Below are 18,358 nucleotides of genomic sequence, written 5' to 3'. Positions count from 1 at the left end.
CAGTTGATGCGGACAGAGTGACAGACTGGCCGCGCCCATAAGCGTCGAGTTACCGAAGTGGGCCGCCATGAGTGAGAACAGTGCTACGCGAGTGCTCGAAGACGGACAGATTCGAGCATCGGATCTGCGTCCGCTGCTCGCCGCCATGACCGCCGCCCGGGACGGAATCTTCACCCGGGTGCCGGAGACGGGGCACGGCCTGGTGGCCGAGCTGAGCACGGCCTTCAACCAGATCATGGACCGGAACGCCCACTTCAACTCGGAAGTGCAGCGCGTACGGCGGGAGCTGGTGCGGCACGGCCGGCTCGACGAGCGGCTGTCGGCGAGCCCGGGGCAGGGCTACTGGGCGGCCCGGGTCAGCGATGTGAACCAGCTGCTCGACGCGCTGGTGGCTCCGGCGGCGAACGCGACGCGGGTTCTGGACGCGGTGGCGGGCGGCGATCTGACCCAGCGGGTCGATCTGCACGACGGCAACCGGCAGTTGCGCGGAGATCTGCGCCGCCTGGGCCGGGCGGTCAACAAGATGGTCGACCAGCTGTCGCTGTTCACCGGCGAGGTGACCCGGGTGGCCCGCGAGGTCGGCACCGAGGGGCGGCTCGGCGGGCGCGCCAAGGTGCAGGGCCTGTCGGGGAGCTGGCGGGATGTGACCGAGGCGGTCAACACGATGGCGTCCCGGCTGACCGCGCAGGTCCGCGACATCGCCCTGGTGACCACGGCGGTGGCCCGCGGCGACCTGACCCGAACGGTGACCGTCGAGGCGACGGGTGAGCTGCTGGAACTGAAGCTCACCGTGAACACGATGGTCGACCAGCTCTCCGCGTTCGCCGACGAGGTCACCCGGGTGGCCCGCGAGGTCGGCACGGAGGGCCAGTTGGGCGGCCGTGCGCAGGTGCGCGGGGTGTCGGGGGTCTGGAAGGACCTCACCGACAACGTCAACTTCATGGCGTCGAACCTGACGTCGCAGGTCCGCAACATCGCCCAGGTCACCACGGCCGTGGCCAACGGCGACCTCAGCCAGAAGATCACGGTCGACGCACAGGGCGAGATCCTCGAACTCAAGTCGACGATCAACACGATGGTCGACCAGCTCTCCGCCTTCGCCGACGAGGTCACCCGGGTGGCCCGCGAGGTCGGCACCGAAGGCAACCTGGGCGGCCGTGCCCAGGTCAGAGGCGTGTCGGGGGTATGGAAGGACCTCACCGACAACGTCAACTTCATGGCGGACAACCTGACCTCGCAGGTCCGCAACATCGCGCTGGTGTCGACCGCCGTGGCCCAGGGCGACCTCGGCAAGAAGATCACGGTGGAGGCGAAGGGCGAGATCCTGGAGCTGAAGTCGACGATCAACACGATGGTCGACCAGCTCTCCGCCTTCGCCGACGAGGTCACCCGGGTGGCCCGCGAGGTCGGCACGGAGGGCAACCTGGGCGGTCAGGCGCAGGTCCGGGGCGTGTCCGGCGTCTGGAAGGACCTCACCGACAACGTCAACTTCATGGCCCTGAACCTGACTTCGCAGGTCCGCAACATCGCGCAGGTGACGACGGCCGTCGCGAACGGCGACCTGTCGAAGAAGATCACCGTCGACGCCCGCGGCGAGATCCTCGAACTGAAGGACACCGTCAACACGATGGTGGAGCAGCTGCGCGCCTTCGCCGACGAGGTGACGCGCGTGGCCCGTGAGGTCGGCACCGACGGGCGGCTCGGCGGGCGCGCGCAGGTGCTGGGCGTCTCCGGCGTCTGGCGCGATCTGACCGACAACGTGAACTACATGGCCGACAACCTGACCTCGCAGGTGCGGAACATCGCGCAGGTCGCGACGGCCGTGGCCCAGGGCGACCTGTCCAAGAAGATCGACGTGGACGCGCGCGGCGAGATCCTGGAGCTGAAGACCACCATCAACACGATGGTCGACACGCTGTCCTCCTTCTCCTCGGAGGTCACACGGGTGGCCCGCGAGGTGGGCAGCGAGGGCCAGCTCGGCGGCCAGGCACGGGTCGAGGGCGTGTACGGCACCTGGAAGCGCCTGACGACGAACGTGAACGAGCTCGCGCTCAACCTCACCACCCAGGTCCGCGCGATCGCCGAGGTGGCGTCCGCGGTGGCGCAGGGCGACATGTCGCGGTCCATCTCCGTGGAAACGCGTGGCGAGGTCGCCGAGCTGAAGGACAACATCAACCTGATGGTGGCCAACCTCCGCGAGACCACCCGCGCGAAGGACTGGCTGGAGTCGAACCTGGCGCGTCTCGCCGCGCTCATGCAGGGTCACCGGGACCTGATGGAGGTCGCGGACCTGATCCTGCGCGAGCTGACGCCGCTGGTGAACGCCCAGTACGGCGCGTTCTTCCTGGCCGATCCCGACGAGGACGGCGCCTCTCTGCGCACGACCGTCCCCGCGAAGGGGCTCGCGTTCATCGCCGGATACGGCTCGGCGCACTCGGTGACCGTCGACACGGGCGGCATGCCGGTCCACGGCCTCGTCCGCCAGGCCGCGCGGGAGAAGAAGCGGATCCTGGTGGAGGAGGCCCCACCCGACTACATCAAGATCAACAGCGGTCTGGGGGAGGCGGCCCCCGCGAGCGTCGTCATCATCCCGATCCTCTTCGAGGACAAGCTCCTCGGCGTGATCGAACTCGCCTCCTTCTCCCGCTTCTCCGATGTCCACCTGGCGTTCTTCGACCAGTTCGTGAACACCATCGGCGTCGCGATCAACACCATCATCGCCAACTCCCGCACGGAGTCCCTGCTCGGCGAGTCCCAGCGCCTCGCCATCCAGCTCCAGGACCGCTCGGACGAACTCCAGTCCCAGCAGGCGGAGTTGCAGCGCTCCAACGCAGAACTGGAGGAGAAGGCGGCCCTGCTGGCGACATCGTCCCAGTACAAGTCGGAGTTCCTGGCGAACATGTCGCACGAGCTGCGTACGCCGCTGAACTCGCTGCTGATCCTGGCCCGCCTGCTCTCCGACAACCCGGACGGCCATCTCTCCGACCAGGAAGTGCAGTTCGCGACGACGATCCACCGCTCGGGCTCCGACCTGCTCCAGCTGATCAACGACATCCTCGACCTGTCGAAGATCGAGGCCGGCCGGATGGACGTACGCCCGAAGAAGCTCCCGCTGATCAAGCTGCTCGACTACGTCCACGCCACGTTCCGCCCGCTCACGATCGACCGGGGGCTCGCCTTCGACGTCGCGGTCGGCGAGGACGTACCGCGCGAGATGTACTCGGACGAGCAGCGCCTCCAGCAGATCCTGCGCAATCTGCTGTCCAACGCGATCAAGTTCACCGCGAGCGGCCGGGTCGAGCTGCGCGTGGGCCGGGTCAAGGACCCCGAGCACCGCTACACCCGCGAGGACAGCGAGGAAGTGATCGCCTTCGCGGTCTCCGACACCGGCATCGGCATCGCGCCGGAGAAACTCCCGGTGATCTTCGAGGCGTTCCAGCAGGCCGACGGCACGACCAACCGCAAGTACGGCGGTACGGGGCTCGGGCTGTCCATCAGCCGGGAGATCGCCGGTCTGCTGGGCGGCCGGATCATCGCCGAGAGCGTCCCCGGCAAGGGGTCCACCTTCACGCTGTACGTCCCGGTCGTCAGCCCGGGCCACGCGGCGACCGGGCCGGCGCCCGAGGAACGTCCGCTGCCGACGCCCGAGCAGCTGTCCACCGAGTCGTACATCACCCACGATCCGGAGGACTCCTGGCCTGCGCCCACCAAGCTGGAGGAGTGGCAGGTGGGGCGCGCGGGGCAGGTGCTGCCCGGCCGGCGGGTGCTGATCGTGGACGACGACATCCGCAACGTCTTCGCGCTCACCCATGTGCTGGGCCGCGTCGGCATGCCCGTCCTGTACGCGGAGAACGGCCGCGAAGGCATCGAGACGCTGGAGCGCAATCCGGACGTCGAACTCGTCCTGATGGACATCATGATGCCGGAGATGGACGGCTACGAGACCATCTCCGTCATCCGCCGCACCCCGCGCTGGGCGGGCCTGCCCATCGTCGCGCTGACCGCGAAGGCGATGCCGGGAGACCGCGAGAAGTCCATCGCGCGCGGCGCCAACGACTACGTACCGAAGCCGGTGGACGTCGATCAGTTGCTGACCGTCGTCTGCGCGCTCCTGGACCCCGAGGGCGCGGACGCCGAGGAGCGGGACGACTTCGCCGAACCCACCGATCCGGGGCCGGTCACATCCGGGGAGCCCGCGGTCCCGCCGCTGACGGAGTGAGGCACAGTCACCATGAGCGCTGAGGAAACGACCGACGAGCGCGCCAGCATCCTCCTGGTCGACGACATGGAGGACAACCTGATGGCGCTGGAGGCCGTCCTGGGGTCCCTCAACGAGCCGCTGATACGCGCACGGTCGGGCGAGGAGGCGATGAAGGCGCTGCTGCGGCGGCGGTTCGCCGTCGTCCTGCTCGACATCCGCATGCCCGGTATGGATGGCTTCGAGACCGCCGCGAACATCAAACGGCTCGACCAGACCAAGGACGTCCCCATCATCTTCCTGACGGGTACGGACGCCGACGCGGGCTACGCGTTCCGCGGATACGCGACCGGCGCGGCCGACTATCTGACGAAGCCCTTCGATCCCTGGGTGCTGCGCGCCAAGGTGAGCGTCTTCCTCGACCTGCACCGCAAGAACCGCCAACTGGAACGGATGCTCGCCCGCGAACAGGAACGGTTCGACGAGCTGGCGGCCCGCCTGAGAGAGATAGGGACACGGGTGGCGTCGAGCGACCACCAGGAGGTCCTGGAGCTACGCCACCACGTGCAACAGATGGAGGAGCTGTTACGGGGGATGCGCCAGGGGCGGGGCGTCTGACGCCCCGCCCCTCCACGAACCTGCGCTCAGGGCGGGGTGTGTGACCCCCCGCCCCTCCAGGGCCGCTCAGGCCTCCCGCGACCCCGCGTACATCTCATCGATCAGGTGCTCGGCTGCATCACCGCGGGGGACGACCCCCGCACCCCCAGCCGACCCCGAGACCACCCGAACCCGACGCCTAAGCCTCCCGCGACCCCGCGTACATCTCGTCGATCAGATGCTTGTACTCGCGTTCGACGACCGGGCGCTTCAGCTTGAGGCTCGGGGTGATCTCGCCGTGTTCGATGTCGAGGTCGCGCGGCAGGAGGCGGAACTTCTTGATGGTCTGCCAGCGCTGGAGGCCACCGTTCAGTTCCGTGACGTAGCCCTCGACCAGGGCGACCGTCGCGGGCGCGGCGACCACGTCGGCGTACGACTTGCCGGCCAGGCCGTTCTCCTTGGCCCACTCCAGGATGGACGGCTCGTCGAGGGCGATGAGGGCCGTGCAGAAGTTCCGGTCGGCGCCGTGCACCAGGATGTTGGAGACGTACGGGCACACACCCTTGAACTGGCCCTCGACCTCGGCGGGCGCGATGTACTTGCCGCCCGAGGTCTTGATGAGGTCCTTCTTGCGGTCCGTGATGCGCAGATAGCCGTCGGGGGACAGCTCGCCGATGTCGCCGGTGTGGAACCAGCCGTCCGGCTCCAGCACCTCGGCGGTCTTCTCCGGCAGCCCGTGGTACCCCTCCATGATGCCGGGGCCGCGCAGCAGGATCTCGCCGTCGTCCGCGATCCGCACCTCGGTGCCGGGCAGCGGCTTGCCGACCGTGCCGGTGCGGTACGCCTCGCCGGGGTTCACGAAGGAGGCCGCGGAGGACTCCGTGAGGCCGTACCCCTCCAGGATGTGGATGCCGGCGCCGGCGAAGAAGTAGCCGATCTCGGGCGCGAGCGCGGCACTGCCCGAGACGCACGCGCGCAGGTTGCCGCCGAAGGCCTCGCGGATCTTGGCGAAGACGAGCGCGTCCGCGACCTTGTACTTGGCGCCGAGCCCGAACGGCACGGAGGCCGCGCCGGTACGGCGGAAGTTGTCCTGGCTGACCTTGGCGTACTCGCGGGCGACCTCGGCCGCCCACTGGAAGATCTTGTACTTGGCGCCGCCACCCGCCCGCGCCTTGGCAGCGACCCCGTTGTAGACCTTCTCGAAGATGCGCGGTACGGCAGCCATGTACGTCGGCTGCACCACCGGCAGATTCTCGATGATCTTGTCGACGCGGCCGTCGACGGCGGTGACATGCCCGACCTCGATCTGCCCGGACGTGAGCACCTTGCCGAAGACGTGCGCGAGCGGCAGCCACAGGTACTGCACGTCGTCCGCGCTGATCAGACCGGTCCCGGCGGTGGCCTTCGCCATGTACGACCAGTTGTCGTGCGGGAGCCGGACACCCTTGGGGCGGCCCGTGGTGCCGGAGGTGTAGATGAGGGTGGCGAGCTGGTCGGAGGTGATCGCGCCGACCTTCTCCTTGATCAGGTCGGGGTTCTTCTCCAGGTGGGCGGCGCCGCGGGCCTCCAGCTCGGCAAGGGTGAGAACCCAGTCACTGCTCTCCACGCCCGTGGGGTCGATCACCACGACATGGGTCAGCGCGGGAAGCTCGGCGCGCTTCTCCACCGCCTTCGCGAGCTGCGCCGCGTCCTCCGCGATCAGCACCTTGCTCTCGGAGTCGGCGAGGATGAACGCGGACTCGTCGGCGTTGGTCTGCGGGTAGATCGTGGTCGTGGCCGCGCCGGCGCACATGATGCCCAGGTCGGCCAGGATCCACTCGACCCGCGTCGAGGAGGCGAGGGCCACTCGCTGCTCCGGCTGCACACCCAGCTCGATGAGGCCGGCCGCCACCGCGAAGACCCGTTCGGCGGCCTGCGCCCAGCTCAGCGACTTCCAGTCGTCCGGGCCCTGGCCCGCGGGGGCGCCTCCCTGCTCGGGCGAAGCCGAGAGCTTGGGGGACGGTACCGGGTAGCGGTAGGCCTCGGCGTCCGGCGTGGCCGCCACGCGCTCCAGGAAGAGGGCCGCCACGGACGGCGGACGGTTCTCGATCAGGGTCTGTGTGTCGCTCACGACATCCTCCGGGGCCCGCGACAGTGCGTGCGACTGGCTCGATCGACTGCATCGACTGCTGTGCGGCTGGCTGGTTGCGGCTGTTGTTTAACTCGCGAGTAACTACCGAGCAGAGATCAGAGTAGAGCGCGTCCGGCCGGTGCGTAAGGGGCGACGCCCTGTCACTTCCTCCCAAGAACCACCGGGCGGACGCGCGAGGGCCCGCCGCGCCGGAGCGCAACGGGCCCTTGAAGCCGGGATACGGGGGGTGCCGGGTGGCTACTTCTTGCCCTTGGCCGAGCCGCCGCTGTCGTCGCTGGACAGAACGGCGATGAAGGCCTCTTGCGGAACCTCCACAGAGCCCACCATCTTCATCCGCTTCTTGCCCTCCTTCTGCTTCTCCAGCAGCTTCCGCTTACGGGAGATGTCACCGCCGTAGCACTTGGCGAGGACGTCCTTGCGGATGGCGCGGATGGTCTCGCGGGCGATGACCCGGGAGCCGATGGCCGCCTGGATGGGCACCTCGAAGGCCTGCCGCGGGATGAGCTCGCGCAGCTTGGCGACCAGCCGCACACCGTACGCGTACGCCGCGTCCTTGTGCGTGATCGCCGAAAAGGCGTCGACCTTGTCGCCGTGCAGCAGGATGTCGACCTTGACCAGGCTGGAGGCCTGCTCGCCGGTCGGCTCGTAGTCGAGGGAGGCGTAGCCGCGGGTCTTGGACTTCAGCTGGTCGAAGAAGTCGAAGACGATCTCCGCGAGGGGCAGCGTGTACCGGATCTCGACCCGGTCCTCGGACAGGTAGTCCATGCCGAGGAGGGTGCCGCGCCGGGTCTGGCACAGCTCCATGATCGAGCCGATGAACTCGGAGGGCGCGAGGATCGTGGCGCGTACGACGGGCTCGTACACCTCACTGATCTTCCCCTCCGGGAACTCGCTCGGATTGGTGACCGTGTGCTCGCTCCCGTCCTCCATGAGGACGCGGTAGACCACGTTGGGCGCGGTGGCGATGAGATCGAGCCCGAACTCGCGCTCCAGCCGCTCGCGGATCACGTCGAGGTGCAGCAGCCCGAGGAAGCCGACGCGGAAACCGAAGCCCAGCGCCGCCGAGGTCTCCGGCTCGTAGACCAGCGCGGCATCGTTGAGCTGGAGCTTGTCGAGGGCGTCGCGCAGCTCGGGGTAGTCGGACCCGTCCAGCGGATACAGCCCCGAGAAGACCATGGGCTTGGGGTCCTTGTAGCCGCCGAGCGCCTCGGTCGCACCCTTGTTCAGGGTGGTGATGGTGTCACCGACCTTGGACTGCCGGACGTCCTTCACACCGGTGATGAGGTAGCCCACCTCACCGACGCCGAGGCCGTCGGCCGGCTTCATCTCGGGAGACGAGACACCGATCTCCAGCAGCTCGTGGGTCGCGCCGGTGGACATCATCCGGATCCGCTCGCGCTTGTTGAGCTGACCATCGATGACTCGTACGTACGTCACGACACCGCGGTAGGAGTCGTACACGGAGTCGAAGATCATCGCGCGGGCGGGCGCGTCGGCGACACCGACCGGGGCCGGGACCTCGGCGACGACCTTGTCGAGCAGCGCCTCGACACCCAGGCCGGTCTTGGCGGAGACCTTGAGAACGTCCTCCGGGTCGCAGCCGATGAGGTTGGCGAGCTCCTCGGAGAACTTCTCCGGCTGAGCGGCCGGCAGGTCGATCTTGTTCAGTACGGGGATGATCTTGAGGTCGTTCTCCATCGCCAGGTAGAGATTGGCGAGAGTCTGGGCCTCGATGCCCTGGGCGGCGTCGACGAGCAGGACCGTGCCCTCACAGGCCGCGAGGGACCGCGACACCTCATACGTGAAGTCGACGTGCCCAGGGGTGTCGATCATGTTGAGGATGTGGGTGTTACCCGGCTCCTGGGTGGGCGCCCAGGGCAGCCGTACCGCCTGGGACTTGATCGTGATGCCGCGCTCGCGCTCGATGTCCATGCGGTCGAGGTACTGAGCGCGCATCTGCCGCTGGTCGACCACCCCGGTCAGCTGGAGCATGCGGTCGGCGAGCGTGGACTTGCCGTGGTCGATGTGCGCGATGATGCAGAAATTGCGGATCAGAGCCGGGTCGGTACGGCTCGGCTCGGGCACATTGTTAGGGGTCGCGGGCACGCAGGGTCCTGTCTCTTGAGGCGCCTGTCGCCTCGGGTCGGATCGATACGTAGGCTCCATGGTCCCACGGGCGGGGCCGTGCGACCGGTTTGGGCTGGTTGAAGGGGGTCCGAGCTCGGGTTTAGGCCGGTCGGACCAGGACTGGTAGCCTGGGTGGCTGTGTCTCCTGCCCTCTCTGCACGAGGCACTCCTGAAGAAATCAAACGGTGCGTGAGGCATCCCCTCGCGCGCCTGAACCTGAAAAGGCTCATTCGTGGCGAACATCAAGTCCCAGATCAAGCGGAACAAGACGAACGAGAAGGCGCGCCTTCGCAACAAGGCCGTCAAGTCTTCGCTCAAGACCGCGATCCGCAAGGCCCGTGAGGCTGCTGCCGCGGGTGACGTCGAGAAGGCCACCGAGTACCAGCGCGCTGCCGCGCGTCAGCTCGACAAGGCCGTCTCGAAGGGCGTCATCCACAAGAACCAGGCCGCCAACAAGAAGTCGGCGCTTGCTTCCAAGGTCGCGCCCCTCAAGGGCTGACACTTGATCCAACCGCTGGAGGAACCAGAGCGGGCCCTCTCATCCGCTCCCGTCCAGCACCCCGGGTCTGTACGCGACTGCGTTCGCCACGCGGGTACGGACCCACAAGCTTGACCCGAAGGCCCTGCCGTCTGTCCTTCCCCAGGACGGGCGCGGGGCTTTTCGCATACCCACCCGGGCTACCGACGCCTTGACGCTGCTCGGCCGCCTCCTGCACCCAGTCCGCCGACACCTTTGCGTTTTTCGGGCCGCCTCAGGCGCTTTCAGCCCGTCCGGCGTTTGAGGACGAGGCCGTGCAGGCCGAAGCGGGGGTCTGGGGGCGGCAGCTCCCAGGGACGGGATGGGACGGGTAGGGGCGGCGGGGGCGAATCCCGCGCAGCCGTCACCACGGCCGCCGGCTCGCTCACGCACATACGACCGGCCCGCTCACGCACATACGACTGGCTCGCTCACCCCAAACGAGGCGGGCCCCACAGCCCCGTACTCCCTACCCGCGTCGAGACCGCGCCGCCCCAGCAATGGCCACGACCGCCTTCTCCAGGGCGTACTCGGGATCATCCCCGCCGCCCTTCACTCCGGCGTCGGCCTCCGCGACCGCCCGCAGCGCCACAGCCACCCCGTCCGGCGTCCACCCCCGCATCTGCTGCCGAACCCGATCGATCTTCCACGGCGACATCCCCAGCTCACGCGCCAGATCGGCCGGCCGCCCACCCCGAGCGGACGACAGCTTCCCAATGGCCCGCACACCCTGCGCCAACGCGCTGGTGATCATGACCGGCGCAACCCCGGTGGACAGCGACCAGCGCAACGCCTCCAACGCCTCCGCCGCCCTCCCCTCGACCGCCCGGTCCGCCACCGTGAAGCTCGACGCCTCGGCCCGCCCCGTGTAGTACCGCCCGACCACCGCCTCGTCGATCGTCCCCTCGACGTCCGCCGTCAGCTGGGACACCGCCGACGCCAGCTCCCGCAGATCACTCCCGATGGAGTCGACAAGTGCCTGGCCCGCCTCGGACGTCGCGGACCTCCCCAACGCCCGGAACTCCCCGCGCACAAAGGCCAGCCGGTCCGCCGGCTTCGTCATCTTGGGGCACGCGACCTCCCGCGCCCCCGCCTTGCGCGCGGCATCCAGCAGGCCCTTGCCCTTGGCGCCGCCCGCATGCAGCAGCACGAGGGTGATCTCCTCCGCGGGCGCCCCCAGGTACGACTTCACGTCCTTGATCGTGTCGGCCGAGAGATCCTGCGCGTTGCGTACGACCACGACCTTGCGCTCGGCGAAGAGCGACGGACTGGTCAGCTCGGCGAGCGTGCCGGGCTGCAACTGGTCCGAGGTCAGGTCACGTACGTCCGTGTCGGCGTCGGCGGCCCGGGCGGCGGCCACCACCTCCTGTACGGCACGGTCGAGCAGGAGGTCCTCCTGGCCCACGGCAAGCGTGACGGGGGCGAGAGGGTCGTCATGTGCGGTCTTCTTGGCCATCGCGCCAAGCATCCCACGCGCCACTGACAACGCACCCACGCCCGACCTCCCCCGGCTCACCCCAAATCCGGGCCACGGCCGCCTCGCCCGGCGCCGGGCCCACGGCCGCGTCGCCCAGCGCCGGGCCGACGGGCACCTCGTTCAGTGCCCGGTCTAAGGCTCCTCCCGCCACCCGTCCCACTCCCCCGCGAACTCATCCAGCTCCTTCGGATCGAGCCGCCCCCTCTCGTCCCGTAGCACGAGGAGCCACTGGGCATCCTCGGCGTCGTCCTCACCAGCGAGCGCATCCCGTACGAGCTGCGGCTCCTCGTCGAGTGCGAACCGCTCCCCGAGCGCCTCCGCCGCCTCCTGAGCGGCATCACGGTCGGGCAGCACCAGCACATGTCTCACATCACTCACGGAGCCATTTTCCCGCTACGCCCGGCATTACCGACGCCCGGGTCGGCCACGGAAGCCGCAGGCGCGGACCGCTACTGGTCCATCCGCATCCCGACCTCGGCGAGGCCCGCCCCCCAGCCTGCACACCCCTCCGCCGAGTACCCCAATTACCCGATTTCGCCCCTCTTTTGCACGGTCGGCACCTGATCGAGCTCGATCCCGAACCGCTCCCGATAGACCCCCAGCACCTCCTCGTCCGTGCCCAGATCCGACACCTCCTTCCGGCCGTCGGCCGCCGTCACCGTGAACCTGCGACCGCTGAGCGTGATCCGCCCTCCGTCCTCCGTGACCCGCGAGCACACCAGCGACTGTGTGAAATGCGACTTCGGCGACGTGCTGTGCCACCACAGCCCGGCCACGAAGTCCCCGAGCACCCTCGGTCGCGTCTCCAGGCGGTACTGGGGCTTGCCGTCCCTCAGCACATCGAGGTCCCCGGATGCCGCCGACCCACCGCTGCTCCGCGCTCCCGCCGCGTCCACCCCCGCTTCGATCACCCGGAACGTGCCGCCCGGATCCACCTGCTCACCACGCTCCCCGAAGGCCAGCGGATAGTGACTGTGCGCCCCGAAGCCCACATCGGCCAGCCAGTCGCCGCCGTCGACCGTCCGCACCCGCAGCGCGAGATGGTCGTACGGCACTCCGAGCCGACCCTCCTCCCCGTACACCCGTGCCGCGAGCAGCGTCACGTCGAAGCCGAGCGACTCCAGCAACGCCCCGAACGCCCCGTTCAGTTCGTAACAGAAGCCGCCCCGTCGCGCGCCCACGACCTTGTCCAGCAGCCGCTTCTCGTCGAGCACGATCTCCTCGCCGAGATGGATCGACAGGTTCTCGAACGGCACGGTGCGCAGATGGTGCAGTTGAAGCTCGCGCAGCACATCGACGGTGGGCCACGCGGGGTGTGTCACGCCGATACGACGGAGGTAGGCGTCAGCCTGGGCGGAATTCATGGCATCAGTCTCTCGCCACCCGCAGCTCCGCGCCCGCACCGGCGACGGCGATCGCCCCGTCCTCGTCCGTCCGCAGCACCAGCGCGCCCTCGTCCCGCAGCGCCTTGACCGTGCTCGGCGCGGGATGGCCGTACGGGTTTCCGAAGGCTCTCGACTAGTAGTTCTAGGAGAGCCCCACCGTGGCAGCAAAACAGCAGGTCAGCGGCCCCGCGCAATCGACCCGACAGAGCACGCCCGTGACCACTCAGCTCAGGGGCGTGTCCGTCCTCCGCCTGTCCGTACTGACCGATGAGACCACCAGCCCCGAACGTCAGCGCGCTGCCAACGCTGCTGCCGCCGCTGGTCTCGGTATCGACCTGGGCGACCGGGAAGCCGTCGACCTGGGAGTAAGCGCAAGCAAGACAACGCCTTTTGAGCGGCCGGAGTTGGGCAAGTGGCTCCGCCGTCCGGACGATTTCGACGCGCTGTGCTTCTGGCGTTTCGACCGTGCCGTCCGGTCAATGGCTGACATGGACGACCTAGTCAAGTGGGCGCGAGAAAACAAGAAAGTGATCGTCTTTGCCGAGGGACCGGGCGGACGGTTGACGCTCGATTTCCGTAACGGTGTCGACCTCATTACCGAACTGATTTTGAAGATCTTCGCTTTCGCCGCGCAGTTCGAGGCTCAGTCCATCCGAGAGCGAGTCATCAGCGCGCAGGATGCAATGCGAGTCATGCCCTTGCGCTGGCGTGGTTCGCGTCCGCCGTACGGCTACATGCCCGCGCCACTCGACGGCGGAGGATGGACCCTGGCTCAGGACCCGGAAGCTGTGGCAGTCATTGAGCGCATCATCCTGGAGCTCATGGGAGACCCCAGTAAGAGTGTGCTCGGCAAAAGCGCAGCAGACGTCGCCCGAGGACTTAACGCGGATGGCATTCCGTCCCCCCGCGACCATTGGAGCCTCAAGAAAGGGCGCGACACAGGCGGAAAGACAGGCGGCCGGGCAGGCGAGACCGTGACCCGTGGGCGCTTCACGTGGCGCCACGGCAGCATCAAAGAACTGCTCACCTCTGAGCGCATGTTGGGCTGGAAGACACAGGACAACAAGCCCGTGAGGGACAGCGAGGGTAAGCCCGTGATGGCTACCGCTGAGCCGATCCTCACCCGTGAGGAATTCGACGCAATCGGCGCAGTGTTGTCCGAGCGATCCGTCGATAACAAAAAGGTCGACCGCGTAGACACCATGGCGCTTTTGCTCCGCATCATCCATTGCGAAGGCTGCGGACAGCGCATGTACCTGCACCGACCGTCCGCCAACAGCAAGAGCACCAGCAAGACGGAGACGTACAAGTGCGGCGCACTCACCAGGGGGCAAAAGTGCGATGCCCCGTCCATCATCAAGCGCGAATGGGCGGAGGAATACGTCGAGCGTCAGTTCCTATGGATGCTCGGCGCGCTGGAAGTAACGCACACCCGCACCATTCCGGGATACGACCCGCAGCCCGAGATTGACGCCACCCTCGCTGAGTTCGAAGAGCACCAGGCGCAGAGGGGACGTCAAAAGTCCAACGCAGGCAAGGCGGCATGGCAACGGCACGCCGATTCCCTCGACGCGCGACTCGCTGACCTTGAGAGCCGGGAAAAGACTCCGCCACGCGTTGAGGAAATCCGGTCCGGCAAAACGTATTCGCGAATCTGGGCAAGTGCAGATACCGCAGGCAAGCGCAAGATGCTCCAGGATGCCGGGGCGCATCTGAACGTCAAGCGCAGTTCTCGGGGCGGCTGGCGCAAGCTGGATGAGCGGCGGGTCGACTTCACAGTCCGCGACCCATTCTTCGCTGAGGCAGCAAGCGAACTCACGTCCATGGGAGACGAATTGGCCGCGAACGGCTGACTCTATCTGAACCACCGAAAACGAATGGCACCGGTCCGGCCGGACTTTGGCGAGTAGACGGACCGGTGTCCCTGAATGGGAAGGCACCAGCATGACACGCGAGCAGTGGGAGACGACACAGGAAGCCGCAGAGGCCGCCTGGTTCCGCAAGGCTGAGTGGCAGCGGATCACGCGCCAACTGGAAGCCCTGTACGGCGCCATGCGGGCCGGGGACACCTCCGTCTACACCAGGCAGCGGATAGGGCGCCTTGAGGCCCTCCAGCAGGCACTGTGCGGCTTCCCCGAGCAACTCGCCGCGTAGCCAGCGAGACACAGCCCCGTTCGGCCAGTCACTGACTCGGTCGAGCGGGGCTTTTCGCTGTAGCGGGACAGCGGAGAGGGCGCAAACTACACCCCCGAATCTGACACACCATCAGACACACCTACTCTGACCTGGTCTTTTACTTCCTCAATGTAGAAGTGTAGTTTGAGTACCTAAATCAGATATCGCAGTAATAACTAGCGGCGAAACTGAAACTGGCCTCCGTTCCTACACTTCTACACTCCCAACCACTGTCACCGAGCCTCCCGCGGGGCCATGCAATCGACTCGACAGACCCTAATTAGAGGGCAGCGGTAACGCCCCTCGCAGTGCGCTACGGATGCCGCCAGCATCGATCCTGCGCACGCTCACAGACCAAAGGCCCTACGGCCTGAGTTGAGCTGTAACCCGTCCTGGCGGCCGGGTCTCAGTTCCTCAGGCCGTAGGGCCTTTTTGTATTCCCGAAAGGGCTCAGGATGTCTCACCTACCCAGCTACGGTTCCGTACACAAGCGACTACGCAGGCTCCATGGGTCGGCGCGACTGCACCCCTGTGACTGGTGCGGGCGCACTGCCGATTCTTGGAGCTACACCCATCACCCTGACGCTGATGAGCATTTCGACGCTGAGGCGCGCCAACTGTGGTCCGCCGACACGTCGCATTACCGGCCCATGTGCCAGCGCCATCACAGGCAGCTAGACCGCACATTCCGCGAGAGCGGCTACGACCGGTGCCTACTACGCAAGCGGGTCAAGGGCCTACGTGAGGCCGCCTGGTCCGCTGTCACCGATGAACAGAGAGCGCATGAGGCAAAGGTGCGTGCGCCTGCCGCGCGTCTAGGTCGAATTCACGGCTACCGCTGAAAGGGAGGTTCCCATGTCGCCACTGCTAACCGAACCGGGGCGCGTCGGGATACGCGCTGCTTAGTCACTGTCTCCGTGCGCAAACGATCGGGCTCAGCCGGCTCGGGCATTGTGCCTGATCAGCGCGCTGCGCCCCGCCCCCTCAACCGTTCTCCTAATGCAAACCCCGAGAGGTGGCCACTGTGCCGACCCCCGCGAACATGCCCGGCGCCAAGCTGAGCGCGACCGCACGTGAACGGACCACGCTTTCCGCGCTGGTGGTCAGCCTGGCCGACGCGCTGGATTCGGCCGAGGAAATAGACCTAGATGGTGTCGAGGTACTTACGGGCCTACTCGCTGCGTATGTGGCTCTGCTGAATGTGCAGCGTGATCGAAAGGCTTCCGCGTGAACGACGATGCCGCTATTGCCTACGCACTAGCCGAGGTGCTCGAACCGGCACCCGGTGAGCATGTCGCTTTCTCTGACGTCTTCGCGGCTGTCCGTAGCCACCTGCTGAACACCTATGGACTCAGCGCCCCAATGGGAGAGGTCAAGGCAGTTGTCCGACGTACCGGTGTGCGACTGGGGAACGGCGGCGAATCCCGCCGACAGCACGTACACGACGTCCGCCTAGCTCCCTAACGACCCAAATACTAATTGTGTCCCTGGGAATCACCCGGGGCCTTCATTGATCGGAGATTACTCATGACTATTCCCCTACCCGCTGGCATTGAAATTCCGGACGCCGTCGCGAAGGCGCAGGCTGCCCTAGATGCCGCCTGGGATCGTTATGGCGAGGCGCAGATCGAATACGCCGACGCTCTCGATGACGGCTACCTGGAGCGCGCTCAGGCCCGTGACGCTGCTGCCGCTAAGGCTGCGACGCTGGCCGGTAAGCCAGTCCCTAAGGGCGAGTCCGAGGTTTCCCGGGTAACTGCTCTGCGCGGCACCGGCGTTGGCGTGATAGAGGCTCTAGAGCAGCAGATCCGGGCCGCTGGCGCTGTCGTGCAACGTGCCTGGGTGGCGAGCCTGCCCGAACTGCGAGAGCGGGTTGTAGAGGCGCTGAAGGCTTCGGAGGCGCAGGCCGAGGAGGCCGAGCGGGAGTACTACCGAACCCGTGGCGCTATCCGCACGGCTGTCTCTGCGCTGTCTGCCGTCGACCACATGGAACGAGGCAGGCCGGGCAACGCCCCTGTGTTCACGTCCAGTCCCGCCGATAACGGCTCGCTGATCCGGTTGGGCCGTGACTGGCTCAAGGTCAACACCATCAGCGTGGACTCGGGCGACTTTATCCGTGTGCGCATTGACGATCGCATCCGAGAGCTACCGGCCGAGACGGCAGAGAAGCTGATCAGCGCTGGCGTGGCTGCACGACTTGATGATGCCTGAGCCGCTGAGCGCCTTTCTGCCCGCTGACTGAGCGACTGGACATGGGGCCCGGCATTCCCGCTGGGCCCCTTTGCCGAGAAAGGAAAATGCACTAATGAGGCTGCGTGTCGGCTCGTTCTGCCGCCTGGATTACCAGGGCACCGAACACGGCCCCGGAGACGAATTCGTCGTGTCGGACGAGAGCGCCCCTCAGTGGCTCCGTACGGGCTTGGTGGTGCCTGCTGATGGCGTCTGGCCCGAGGATGCGACGCCAGCACCCAAGCCACCACCTAAGCCCGCTGAGAGCCATACAGCGAAGCCAGCGGCCAAGCCGGGTGAGTACGTGGCGCATGAGCCGTGCCAGCCTCCGGACTCCGGCCGCAAGTCCGTGTGCAGCGTGCCGAGGTGCCCGTGTCAGGTGCCCAAGGGGAAGTGTCTGGAATGCAAGCGAGCGCACGGCAGGCACCGCAATAGCTCAGCGCATCAAAGGGCGTACCGGTCCAAGGAATGGCAGCGGACACGAACGGCATTCCTCCGCGAGCACTGGCACTGTGAATGCGACGAGTGCATGTTGACCCCGGAAATCCTGAGGCCTAGGGCGCAGGTCGTTGACCACATTGACGGACTCGGCCCATTGGGTCCCCGCGCCCATGACTGGACCAATCTCCGGGCAATGACTACTGCTCACCACAACAGGCGAACCATGCGCGACCAGGGAAACGGAACGTGAGCGCTGGCCCATTTCACTCGTCACTTTGTGTGCCTGAAAGGGTCCTGGGGGGTGGGGGGTGATCAACTCGGCCCTTGGACCTCCGAGGCGCAGGGGAGGTCTCCGCCTGGTGCGCTCGGGGAAAAATACGCAGCGTGTTCAAAAACCGCATGCGACGCCCCTTAGTAACCAACCGAAAGTGACTCAACGTGAATAGCGAAAACCTTCGCCGTGGCCGCTCGCGCCCCGGTATCAGCCGCGTGATTCTACCTCCTGAATGCAGCCTGCCTGTGCCCATGCCTCCCGAGCGAGCCGAGGATTGGACCGATGGAATGCTGTCTCGATGGTCGTCACTCTGGAAGGGCCCCAGCGCAAATCTCTGGGATGACGCATGCGTCGGAATGGTCGCCCTCTTGGTGGAACTTGAGGCGCTCGGAACAGGCGTGAATGCCGCTCAACTGACCGAGGTTCGCCGCATTTCCGAGACCCTTCTACTGACTCCCGGCTCCCTGTCTGCCGCTGGTTACGCACTTGAGGGGTGGCCCACGTGAGCCAGGCTCGGCGTCGAGCAGCAGCGCAGCGAAATGCCCCTGCCACTTCCGAAAGACGTTCCAGTTTCGGCCCCTGGAATGACCGGGACGGCGCCGGTTGGGTCATCTGCGAGCGCCATGACTTCGGCATTCAGCCTGGGGGCTCAGGGTGTCTTCACTGCCGCCTAAATGACTTCCCCACCGACTGATCACATACCAGTTCTGGTAGGTGCCTTGACTCACTGAGCCGGGGCACCTTTTTAATGCCCTGGAGACCTCTTGCTGACTCGCCATTCAGTAACCAACTACGCCCGGTACGCAG

12 protein-coding genes are annotated in these 18,358 nt (G+C 66.8%); 7 read left to right on the top strand and 5 right to left on the bottom strand.

The window, feature by feature from the left end; all coding sequences use genetic code 11:
* Nucleotides 1–67 precede the first annotated feature (67 nt).
* The gene (locus tag GTY58_RS29060; RefSeq protein ID WP_010986966.1) at nucleotides 68–4,219 is read left to right on the top strand and encodes a HAMP domain-containing protein; all 4,152 of its coding nucleotides are present in this window, start codon (nucleotides 68–70) and stop codon (nucleotides 4,217–4,219) included.
* Between the two features lie 12 nt (nucleotides 4,220–4,231).
* Nucleotides 4,232–4,816, top strand: a complete 585-nt coding sequence (locus GTY58_RS29055; RefSeq protein WP_010986965.1) for a response regulator — start codon at nucleotides 4,232–4,234, stop codon at nucleotides 4,814–4,816.
* 178 nt (nucleotides 4,817–4,994) lie between these two features.
* Here GTY58_RS29055 and GTY58_RS29050 read toward each other — a convergent pair whose 3' ends face one another.
* Together GTY58_RS29050 and lepA are read right to left on the bottom strand one after the other, a co-directional pair.
* Entirely contained in the window at nucleotides 4,995–6,905 is a 1,911-nt protein-coding gene (locus GTY58_RS29050; protein WP_010986964.1) for an AMP-dependent synthetase/ligase, read from the bottom strand.
* 258 nt (nucleotides 6,906–7,163) lie between these two features.
* Nucleotides 7,164–9,032: a translation elongation factor 4 gene (gene lepA / locus GTY58_RS29045; protein WP_010986963.1), complete on the bottom strand. Its 1,869-nt coding sequence runs from the start codon at nucleotides 9,030–9,032 to the stop codon at nucleotides 7,164–7,166.
* A 253-nt stretch (nucleotides 9,033–9,285) separates the two neighbouring features.
* On the opposite strand from lepA, the gene rpsT reads away from it, so the two are divergent.
* Nucleotides 9,286–9,552, top strand: a complete 267-nt coding sequence (gene rpsT / locus GTY58_RS29040) for a 30S ribosomal protein S20 (RefSeq protein ID WP_010986962.1) — start codon at nucleotides 9,286–9,288, stop codon at nucleotides 9,550–9,552.
* A 487-nt stretch (nucleotides 9,553–10,039) separates the two neighbouring features.
* On the opposite strand, the gene holA is transcribed toward rpsT, so the two are convergent.
* From holA to GTY58_RS29025, 3 genes are all read right to left on the bottom strand, one after another.
* Entirely contained in the window at nucleotides 10,040–11,026 is a 987-nt protein-coding gene (gene holA, locus GTY58_RS29035; RefSeq protein WP_179121647.1) for a DNA polymerase III subunit delta, read from the bottom strand.
* Between the two features lie 153 nt (nucleotides 11,027–11,179).
* Nucleotides 11,180–11,425, bottom strand: a complete 246-nt coding sequence (locus GTY58_RS29030; RefSeq protein WP_010986959.1) for a hypothetical protein — start codon at nucleotides 11,423–11,425, stop codon at nucleotides 11,180–11,182.
* A 146-nt stretch (nucleotides 11,426–11,571) separates the two neighbouring features.
* Nucleotides 11,572–12,411 (bottom strand): arylamine N-acetyltransferase, encoded by an 840-nt coding sequence (locus tag GTY58_RS29025; protein WP_010986958.1) that lies wholly within the window; start codon nucleotides 12,409–12,411, stop codon nucleotides 11,572–11,574.
* A 236-nt stretch (nucleotides 12,412–12,647) separates the two neighbouring features.
* On the opposite strand from GTY58_RS29025, the gene GTY58_RS29020 reads away from it, so the two are divergent.
* From GTY58_RS29020 to GTY58_RS29005, 4 genes are all read left to right on the top strand, one after another.
* Complete coding sequence (locus GTY58_RS29020) at nucleotides 12,648–14,285, top strand: recombinase family protein (protein ID WP_159029003.1); 1,638 nt, start codon at nucleotides 12,648–12,650, stop codon at nucleotides 14,283–14,285.
* 91 nt (nucleotides 14,286–14,376) lie between these two features.
* Nucleotides 14,377–14,586, top strand: coding sequence for a hypothetical protein (locus GTY58_RS29015; protein ID WP_037645407.1), 210 nt, complete (start codon nucleotides 14,377–14,379; stop codon nucleotides 14,584–14,586).
* Between the two features lie 1,063 nt (nucleotides 14,587–15,649).
* Nucleotides 15,650–15,838, top strand: coding sequence for a hypothetical protein (locus GTY58_RS29010; RefSeq protein WP_137865176.1), 189 nt, complete (start codon nucleotides 15,650–15,652; stop codon nucleotides 15,836–15,838).
* A 296-nt stretch (nucleotides 15,839–16,134) separates the two neighbouring features.
* Nucleotides 16,135–16,818 (top strand): hypothetical protein, encoded by a 684-nt coding sequence (locus tag GTY58_RS29005; RefSeq protein ID WP_010986955.1) that lies wholly within the window; start codon nucleotides 16,135–16,137, stop codon nucleotides 16,816–16,818.
* Nucleotides 16,819–18,358 lie beyond the last annotated feature (1,540 nt).

Source organism: Streptomyces sp. SID5469, assembly GCF_009862865.1.
Classification (GTDB): Bacteria; Actinomycetota; Actinomycetes; order Streptomycetales; family Streptomycetaceae; genus Streptomyces; species Streptomyces avermitilis.
This window is presented reverse-complemented; position numbering and strand designations above follow the sequence as displayed.

Bases quoted from the DNA above. Each gene is read 5' to 3' on its own strand.
- GTY58_RS29060 (WP_010986966.1), top strand. From the start codon at position 68: ATGAGTGAGAACAGTGCTACGCGAGTGCTCGAAGACGGACAGATTCGA.
- GTY58_RS29055 (WP_010986965.1), top strand. From the start codon at position 4,232: ATGAGCGCTGAGGAAACGACCGACGAGCGCGCCAGCATCCTCCTGGTC.
- holA (WP_179121647.1), bottom strand. From the start codon at position 11,026: ATGGCCAAGAAGACCGCACATGACGACCCTCTCGCCCCCGTCACGCTT.
- GTY58_RS29025 (WP_010986958.1), bottom strand. From the start codon at position 12,411: ATGAATTCCGCCCAGGCTGACGCCTACCTCCGTCGTATCGGCGTGACA.
- GTY58_RS29015 (WP_037645407.1), top strand. From the start codon at position 14,377: ATGACACGCGAGCAGTGGGAGACGACACAGGAAGCCGCAGAGGCCGCC.
- GTY58_RS29010 (WP_137865176.1), top strand. From the start codon at position 15,650: ATGCCCGGCGCCAAGCTGAGCGCGACCGCACGTGAACGGACCACGCTT.
- GTY58_RS29005 (WP_010986955.1), top strand. From the start codon at position 16,135: ATGACTATTCCCCTACCCGCTGGCATTGAAATTCCGGACGCCGTCGCG.